Source organism: Vibrio sp. Vb1980, assembly GCF_033338615.1.
Lineage (GTDB): Bacteria > Pseudomonadota > Gammaproteobacteria > Enterobacterales > Vibrionaceae > Vibrio > Vibrio alginolyticus.
The window spans coordinates 681,378-690,514 of sequence record NZ_JAWOSZ010000001.1; the positions used below are offsets into that span (position 1 = coordinate 681,378).

The 9,137-nt window shown below is 45.6% G+C and carries 6 protein-coding genes; all 6 read right to left on the reverse strand.

Features of this window, described 5'->3' with window-relative positions:
- Window positions 1-15 precede the first annotated feature (15 nt).
- The 6 genes from R7F64_RS03050 to R7F64_RS03075 are packed head-to-tail and all read right to left on the reverse strand — an operon-like array spanning window position 16 to window position 9,088.
- On the reverse strand, window positions 16-2,154 hold the full coding sequence (locus R7F64_RS03050; RefSeq protein WP_318071443.1) for an ATP-binding cassette domain-containing protein: 2,139 nt from the start codon (window positions 2,152-2,154) through the stop codon (window positions 16-18).
- Window positions 2,151-3,737, reverse strand: a complete 1,587-nt coding sequence (locus tag R7F64_RS03055) for an ATP-binding cassette domain-containing protein (protein ID WP_054728910.1) — start codon at window positions 3,735-3,737, stop codon at window positions 2,151-2,153. The genes R7F64_RS03050 and R7F64_RS03055 overlap by 4 nt, the downstream gene beginning before the upstream one ends.
- A complete protein-coding gene (locus R7F64_RS03060; RefSeq protein WP_318071444.1) occupies window positions 3,727-5,151 on the reverse strand; it encodes a TolC family protein in 1,425 nt (474 codons plus the stop codon). The genes R7F64_RS03055 and R7F64_RS03060 overlap by 11 nt, the downstream gene beginning before the upstream one ends.
- Window positions 5,126-7,357 (reverse strand): response regulator, encoded by a 2,232-nt coding sequence (locus tag R7F64_RS03065; RefSeq protein ID WP_318071445.1) that lies wholly within the window; start codon window positions 7,355-7,357, stop codon window positions 5,126-5,128. The genes R7F64_RS03060 and R7F64_RS03065 overlap by 26 nt, the downstream gene beginning before the upstream one ends.
- Window positions 7,358-7,360: 3 nt before the next feature.
- The gene (locus R7F64_RS03070; RefSeq protein WP_318071446.1) at window positions 7,361-8,710 is read right to left on the reverse strand and encodes an HlyD family type I secretion periplasmic adaptor subunit; all 1,350 of its coding nucleotides are present in this window, start codon (window positions 8,708-8,710) and stop codon (window positions 7,361-7,363) included.
- A 9-nt stretch (window positions 8,711-8,719) separates the two neighbouring features.
- Window positions 8,720-9,088 (reverse strand): hypothetical protein, encoded by a 369-nt coding sequence (locus tag R7F64_RS03075; RefSeq protein WP_031777210.1) that lies wholly within the window; start codon window positions 9,086-9,088, stop codon window positions 8,720-8,722.
- Window positions 9,089-9,137 lie beyond the last annotated feature (49 nt).

A 9,137-nucleotide genomic window follows, 5' to 3' on the forward strand; every position in this document is an offset into this window, starting at 1 on the left:
CACCACATTCCGAACTTAACTTAGACTTTTTAAGTACTTATCGGTTAACCCGAAATACTTCAGGTTGCCATCTGGCTCCAAGACTAAGCTCATATTGGATGTAGAGATCATGCCCGGATCATTCGTTGAGAAAATAACGGTCTTATTGAGTAGTTTGTCGCTAAATAACCGCTTGAAGTAGTGGGAGTTTTCTTGCTCTGCACCATTAAATGGCTCGTCAATGATAATCAAAGATTGTTCGCAGTTGCCTAGCCCTAATGCGAGCCGCAGTCTTTGTTGAATACCATTTGGTAAACTTTTACAGATATCAACGCTCAATTGAGTGTCCAGGCCTTGTGGCAACCATGTATCGAGCTCAAAGAAACTCACCATTTCACGCATTTTTTCTGTTGGGATTAACCCATTATGCAAGATGAAGTTAGTCTCCAAGGAGCCTTCAAAAATATGCAGGTTAAACGGGATGTAGTTAATCGAGGTTCGATAGCGGTAACTGTTGAACTGTTTGATGTTATAACCGTCCACCGAAACTGAGCCTTGATAGCGTTCCTCTAGCCCAGCGATAATAGAAATGAGCGTCGTTTTACCGCAACCTGTTGGTCCACAAATCACGACTTTTGCGCCCGGTGGAATTTTAAAACCGAGATTAGTTAAGCCTGTTGCCGCACCATTATAACGATGGCTCACACCAGAGCCGACGATACTACCTTGAAAGAGGCGAATAGGGGGGCTTTTCTCTAACGTTAGCTTATCGTCATTCATCGCCATAAGGTTGTTGATTTGCGCAGAAGACGCCTTAATGGATTGGAACTTAGAAATAGAGTTGTAGATGCCCATAATAGGCCCCAACGCCTTCCAGACTAAAATTACGGTAGCAAGCATTGCACCTGCATCGGAGGTGCCGTCCATCACGCCGATAACGGCCGCGACGATACTTGCGGTACCAATAACCTGAATCAAACTCCCGCCTGCTGCCTGAACCCTGCTATTAGTCACTGAAACATGTTCTGCATCGTTGGTGCTTTGTAAATGCGATGCGCTAAAGCGGGACTGGATAACACGCAACAATGGCAAGCCTTGGATGGTTTTTATACCACGAAGAATCTCATTCCATTGGTAAGAAACCATGGCGTTGGCGCGAGAGCTCTTGGACGTGGCTTGCGAGTAGATGTAACGAGAATAAACACAGAACACCAACATTAAAATCAACCCCGCCATAACGACTAGCGCCGCGGTACCAGACATAAGAGCAATGGCAATAATGAATACGATAACAAACGGCATGTCGAAGTAGCTTAATGTTGACTCTGCGGTTACCAAACGGCGGAAAGTGTCGATGTCTTTCAAACGTGCTAACTGAGAAGAGACACCAGCGGTAGATGTCATCGAATAAGGAAGCCACAACAGTTTGGATATTACGTTTTGAGAAATATGCACCGCCAAATCCTTCCCTGATGTGGCGATGATGTTGACCCGCATTTTCTTGAAAAAGTATTCCGAGAACCCAACAATCACAGCAAATAACGTGAGCCAATAGAGCGTGGCTTGCGAGCTAGAGGTTAAGGCGAAGTTGTACACACTCATAATAAAAAAAGGCTGGAGTGCGCCGAGAATGCTGACCACGAAGCTGAGAATAATCAGGCTTTTGAGTTCATTGTTGTAGCGATAAAACGCGTATTTAATCCAGTTACTGCGGTCTTGAGATTCAGGTGGTGGCTCTCGGAACAAGCGCGAGTATTCGCTGATCGAGACCAACAAGCATGGCTTTTTGCAGAGCGGGTATTCAATGGTGTTGTTATTGGTGTAATCAAACAGGATCAGCTTGCCGTCTTTGGTGCCCAAGAAAATCGCAGTGAGGTTTTCTATCTCGATAAAACAAGGGTGAGGATGCCCCTCGATGTGCTCCAACGTTTTTAGTTTGGTGACGTCACAACGGTAACCAAGGCGTTCAATCGTGGCGATAAAACTGTCGCTGTCTTTTGGCTTAGGGATAAAAGCGTCGCTGAGGATAGAAGGTGTGCCTTCCCATTCAAGTGCAATGAGTGTGTAAGCTAAACCACGAATCAAAGGTGACTGATTGTATCGCTCGTCATAACTGCGAGCCTCAAAGTCCAACAAGCGTTGAGGGACATTATTAAAATCAACCAAAATACTCATTGGTCACCTCCGGTAAGTTTGACGCGTTTGAGGCGATGATTGAGTTTGTCCATCTTATTGCTGACGATGATGAGTATTTTGTCGTTGGCGCGATACGCAGTACTGGTCAAAACCAATCGAGCAAAGTCGTCGTCATAAACACAGTCGATATCGTCGAAGATCAACACTCGTTTGTTTGCAAGCAAGGCACGCACTAGCAGCAAGGCATAAGCAACTTGGCGCGAGAATGGATTGCGTAAATGTCCTTTAAGTTCGGTGTAAAAACCAGCAGGAAGGGCATCGATTTGTGCTTTGATGTTCATGGTTTCGCAAAGCGCAAATGCCGTGTTATTTAAGCTTGGGCGGAAACAAGTCAGGTTGTCTATGATGGTGCCTTCGACGAACGAGCTGGTTTTGTCGACCATGAGCACGCTATTACGCCAGACGTTGTAGTTGACATCATCGAGCGGTGTCTCGTTGATTTGGATATCGAGCTTACTGTCGGTGTTTTGTCGCGTAATGCAATTCGCGAGGTGGGTTTTGCCTGCGCCGCTTTTCCCTGTTAGCAAGTAAGCCTGACCACGATCAAACTCGATGCGTTGTTTTTCCGAATACTTCACCGAGATGCGCTCGACTTCTGTCGTGTCATTTTGTTGTTCTACAGATGCAGCAAGTTCAAGCAGCTCGGCGATACGTTGAATATGAAGCTTGTTCAACTCCCATCGACTCACCGTGCGCATTACTTGCTGGTATGGCGCGAAGTAGCGGTTGGTAAGCATGATGATGGCAGCCATGATGCCTTGGCTCGATTGCATGTTGATAACTGCCGTTGCCAAAACTACCACCACACAAGCAATGGAGAGCTGTTGTATGAGCGACAAGATAAGGCTGAAGTTCGATTCAATTTGCTCGTATTTGATGTTCTCGACTTCACGCTCTTCCACCATTTGTGTCATGAGGCTCTCAACGCGATATTCCATATTGCGCGCTTTGATATCGAGTGGGCTAGAGATGATCTCGATGATTTTAGAAGTAGTTAAGCCTTCGATGTCGGATTTGTTTTCTAAGCTGTTGATTTTCTGCTTAGATAGGCTCAGTGCGAACACCGCCAAAATGATGGAGGCGAGCAAGATGGTCACTCCCGCCCAAATGTTGATCACACCGATAATCAGAATGGTCAGTATGCTGACGGCAAGGTTGATCAATGCCCGTACAGATTCTCCGCCAAAGAAGGATTTAATCTCGGGAATGGTGGCAATACGCTCTAAGTATTCACCGGGTTCTAGGCGACGAAACTTCGATATCTCAGCCAAACAGATGGATTGAAACACCTTGTTGGTTAAGTTGGTTTCGAATTGCTTCATGATCACCGACGAAATCTTCTCTTCCTGATTCTTTAAGTGATAGTCGAGGAAGATGGTGATCAAGATAATGGCAAACAGAAGAAACAGCGTGTCTTTGGCTTGGTTAGGTAAAACTCGGTCAAAGATAATCAGAATCGAAAAGGGCAGCACTAAACCAAACAGTGTTGAGATCACCGTGGAGAAAGTCAGGTAACACTTGTCAGCAAAGTTAATCTTCTGGGAAAAATGCTCAGTTTGCATTGCTACCTCCTTTCTTAATCGATGGTTTAGAGAGAAGGTGTTTTGGAACTAAGTCTTGATTGCTTCTGCCTTCGATATCGCCCATCAACTGCATGATGCTTTCGATGGATTGCACCGACAGCATGCCTTTGATTTGCTCAAGATTGATCGATTCAATGATGTAGTCATAACGCGCGCTCTCGTAATCACGTAGCGCGCTAAACAGTTTACTTTCCGCTGCCAGTAAGTCGGTAATGGTTCGAGTACCAAGCTGATAGGCGCGTTGAATGCCTTTGTAGGAAGCGTAGTTGGCACGGATGATGTTCTCGTAACTGCTGATGGCGCGGGAGAAGTCATTAATGTTGAGTACTGAGGTGTTAACGCTATTGCGCGTCGTGAACAACGAATCTTGGTACAGCAGCTCCGTTCGCTCGATGGCAGTCGATGATTTTTGAAAACCGTAGTAATCCGAACCGCCTGAGAAAATTGGCACATTCAAGTTCAAGCCGACACTGGTGGAGTTACTGTCCCCTGTTGCGGTTGGGTCGGTTCGGTCATAGTTGTTCGCATCGTCGTAGCGGTAACTGGCAGAGAGCGATACGGTCGGCACAAAGTTTGAACCGCTTTCTTTCAAGCCTCTTCGGCTGCGCTCGACGGTTTTCTTCGCAACCAATAAGTCGTTATTGAGCTTCAAAGCTTGTTCAAGAATCTCACGTTGTTCGGATTCGCTGATTTCCGCCAAGGGCACGCTTTCGTAGATGTCCTGTGATGGGGTGACTGGGTATTGAACTTGAATCTCTAAACCGTTCAAAATTACGCGCCGGTCTTTCTCTAAGGTTCTTAAGCGATTGGCAATGCCTTCTTTCTGGGCAATTACCTCATACAACTCGCTCGCCGCAGTGTTGCCAAGTTCCACGTTGCGACGCATTTGGCGCTCACGTGTTTCAGACGATTTAAGTTCTACTTGGGTGGCTTTGATTTGCGCGTTGTTTTTCAGGTATTCGAAATATTGCGTCGCGATTTCAGAAATGGTGCTCTGGATTTTGTTCTCGTGTTTGATTTCTTCAATGTTGAAGTCAAGCTTCGCGGTGCCGTATTTAAAGATGTCACCAAGGTTAAACACCGATTGGGATAAAGACACGCTGTAGCTGTTCGAGTTGTAGCTAGAACGTGTATCCGGTGTTCCCGTTAATATGGTTTCGTTTTCATTCCATGTGGTATCAGCAGCACCGTTTAAAGAGGGTAGAAACTTAGAACGGCTAATGTCGATGTTGTATTCGTTTTCTTCCACGCCTTTGTCACTAGCGCGCAGAGATAAATTGTTTTCCAAGCCGAGTTTGACCGCCTCAAGCAAGGTGGTCGCCATTGCCGAAGGAGCATTGCTCAATGTAAGCGCTGCCAATACGCAGCTAGTTAAGTTTCTGTACCGCCACATACTTGTTGATCACCTTGATGATTTCGTCGTTTTTATAAGGTTTGCTGATCACGTAATCCATTCCAGCTTCGATACAAGCTTGGTGTTCATTACTGCTGGTCAATGCTGTCGCACCTATAATGGTGCAAGGGTTCTGTCCGCTCTCTTGTTCGTATTGTCGAATGCGTTTGGTCGCTTCAATGCCGCCCATGCCCGGCATGATGCAGTCCATAAAAATGATGTCTGAGCGCTGATTCATGAAATGCTGAACGGCGTCTGCGCCATCGCCAACGGTGTCGGCTTCGTATTCTTGCTTGCTCAAAATACGTTTGAGTAGAATCTGTTGAACACGGTCATCCTCCACAATCAGGAATGAGCTGTTCTCCATCTGTTCTTCAGAGGCTTCCGCTTCCATGATTGCTAATAGGTTAGGGATGAACTCATACGGAATCGCAGGGGAGTTCAGAATCTTGTCGACAAAGGTATGACTCTCTTGTGCTTGCTGAGTGCTAGTGACTGAAAGCAACAACTTCGTGTTCGGGTGATTGCGCAGTTGCGATTTCACCGTTTTGCTCAGTGAGGGCAGCTTGTTTGGCTCGAACGTGTCGGTCAGCATGATGGCATCGTATTCGCCAAAGGTTTTTGCCGCAGAGAAGAGTTCGTTCGGCGTTCGAATTGGCGTAATCTCTAAGCCCAAGTTGACTAACATTTTGTTCATCACATCAATGCGCAGCTGAGAGTTGGCACACAGTAATAGGCGCTTATTGTCGAAGCGAGTTTTCTCGGTGTGGAAGCTTTTGGCTTTCAAATCGAGCTGAATTTGAAAACGTTCCTGATTGCCCGATTGATACCAATGGCTCTCGTAATAGCCATAATCTTTCAGTACGCTTTTCGCCAAATCGTCTTTGGTTGCAGTGTGCTGCTTATGGTCGCTCCAGTGTAGGGTATTGAGCTTGGCAAACGGCACATCCAGTGTGGTTAAGAAGTTTAGATTGATGGTCAGGCGGGTATTTTCAATGTCTGACGCCGCACCTGATTCAATGGTGACAAACAGTTTCTTGTCGGCTTTGAGTTGGATGGCATTTGATAGCTGTAGGAACAACACCCAGAATAAGCTGGTGGATTGTCCTTCAACACGGTTTGGTAGGTTATCCGAGATAAAGCAGTCTAGCTCACCTTCATTTCGCTGCACTTTTGAACTGATGTGAATCATCAATTCAGACAGTACATTCAGCAGTGAAAACTCTTTCGATTTGCTCTCGGTCCCTTGTGAAATGAGTCGGTTGTAGTTCTCTGCCAATTCAGACAGGGTATTGGCAGCCGAGGTTATATCTTGCGCCATCAACACGCCGCTCTCATCGGTCTCTTGAACGAGATATTGCACGCCGCCGTTAATGGTGTTGGTGATGCCACGAATCTCGTAACCAATCAGAGCATAGAGCTGCTTGTAGAGATCGTTATTGCGTTTTTGCTCTTCGAGTTTGCTGAAAATCAGTTTTAGGTGTGAGTAGATCTGACGCTGCTTCGGATTGATGCTCACTTCATTCAGCAACTCTTCCAACCTTTGTAAATCCAGTTGTTTGAGCTCTTGATAAAGCTCATCGAATTCTTGGTCAATGTCACGCTCATTCGAGCTGGATTTTTTCAGCTTAAGGATTGCCACCAAGTTCGATAGCACTGCGATACCAACCAGTACGACAACGACCACAAACAACCAAATGAAGAACTCGTTTTTCTCCATCATTAGGTCGCTCGCATGGTTGTTAAATATGGTCCGGTAGTTGTCGTCCATTTGTAGGTAGTTATTGGTGAGCGAGAGGTACAGTGCCAACACATCGTCGCGTGTTTTTGGGCTGTCTGAGAAGCGATTGATTGCCAGTTCAAGCTGCGTGTATTCGGTCGCGCCCACCAAGCTAAACTCGGTTTTGTTGAGTGACGCGAGCGACTTAAATTGGTCAATTTCGTTCTTCAGAACCTCAAAATCAAGCTCTGTTGTACTGCAATAACGTTCGGTTAAACAGCGTTGAAGCGTTTGAATATCAAACTCGATAGTTTGGTTGAGCTGTTGAGCTTGAACCAACAGAGGCGCGTTTTGCACTTTCTCGACTGAATCCACTTTGTCCCAAGAGATATACAAATAAAAGGCGAGGGCAGCCAGCATCAAGCTGAAAGCAATGCTTAGGCGCATAACAGGAACGGAAATATTGTAAGAAGGTTTGCTACTCATCCATCATCTCTCATCGAACGCGTCTTCGATAGCCGACATAACCGGCTTCGCTGCGTATTCGATAACCCGGCGTGAACCTGTTTTCACGTCTGCGGTAAACTCCATATAAGGGGACAGCTTGTATTGTGTGCCTCCGCGCTCTAGATAGTTTTGACTGATTTGGATTTCCGCGAGGTAGAATTCAGCGTCTTCTTCTTCATAAGAAGAACGGCTGATCGATGCAATTCGACCTTCCAAAAATCCGTATTTGGCAAAGTTGTAGGTATCCATCTTCACTTTGACCGCTTGTCCGATTTCTACAAAACCCATGTCTTTACGCGGGATCTTCGCCTCTCCATGAAGGGCGTTATTGATCGGTGCAATGTCCGCGATGCTTTCACCTGGCGGTATCACAGCGGAGCGGAAGTTGAAATGCACTTTATCTACTACACCGTCAATAGGGGCGTAAACCACGAGGCGATCCACTTTATCTGAGTGTTGAGGACGTAATATACGTTTCAACTTTAAGTCCTTGTTTGCTTGGATGATTTGCGCTTGATACTCGGCATTACGATTCTCCACCAAGTCTCGGTACTGCTTCTCTAGTTTGTCGAGTTGGAAGCGTTCATTCATGACCGACTCATCAAGGTTTTCAATCTCACGCACCATGTTTGACTCTTGAACCTGCATATTCAGAACATCGACGTAAGACGCCATTTCCTCTTTGTACAAGGTGTTCTTAATATTGAGCTGCTTGCGTATTAAGGAGAGCTGGTTCTCGGAGCTTTTACGGCGCTTGAGCATTGAATCAATAAGCGAATTCTTATGTTGGATATCGTGAGTGATCAACTCTTCACTGGAACGGTTTTTAGAAAATTCTTGCTGCCAGGTATTCATGTTGACTTGCACTAATTCTGGGTACTTTTCGATGTAGGCAGAAAAATCGGGTTCCACCATATCGCGCAGGCTTTCGTAACGAATCTTGTCTAGCTCAAGCTGAATGATCTCTGTGTTTACCGTATCAAGTTGAGTGTTTCTATCCAGAGAGCGAAGGCGTGCAATAGGCTGACCTTCATAAACCACTTCGCCTTTGCGTACTAGCATTTCTTCTAGAATACCGCCTTCAAGGTGTTGCACTTTTTCGATGTCAGATTCGAGCAATAGCTCACCGCGCACCGACACCACAATGTCGATACGAGCCTGAGATGCCACGGCGATAGCCACCATGGAAAGCAAAAAGATAACCAGCAAGGTTTTGTGTACGCTGGTCATTGCACTGGCTAGCACGATTGTATCGTCTGCTGTTACCTTCGAAGCTTCGTTGTTCGAAACGAGCGCCTTTTTGAGGTGATGTTCTATTTGCTTATTACTCATGAGCCACCCCTACGATTCACTACCTGTGCGGCTATCGATTGAATTTTCGATTTTTAACAGCTGGCTAATTTGTTTGTTTACGTTGTTAAGCTCGGTTTTAACGTCCTCGATCAATTCATTAGGAGCAGGGAAATGGTGTTTGTTTAAGTGTTCAAGCTTTGCCAATTTTGGTGGTAAGTCGTCATCACATAACAAGACGAGAATGGTCTTTAGTCTTTTTGAATAACATCTGAGTGCTTCAAAACGGTTTTGTTTATGCAGCATCTCAATATCAATCCCTGCGTCACTGAAATCTTGGTAAAAATCGCCTAATAGCAATTGCAGCCCTTTATGGCTGTTGTCGACTGAGCGCAACAGATTTGTCATATTTATCATTATCCCACCGCACTAATTGCTTTAATGACAACAAGTAAGGATCTTTATACTG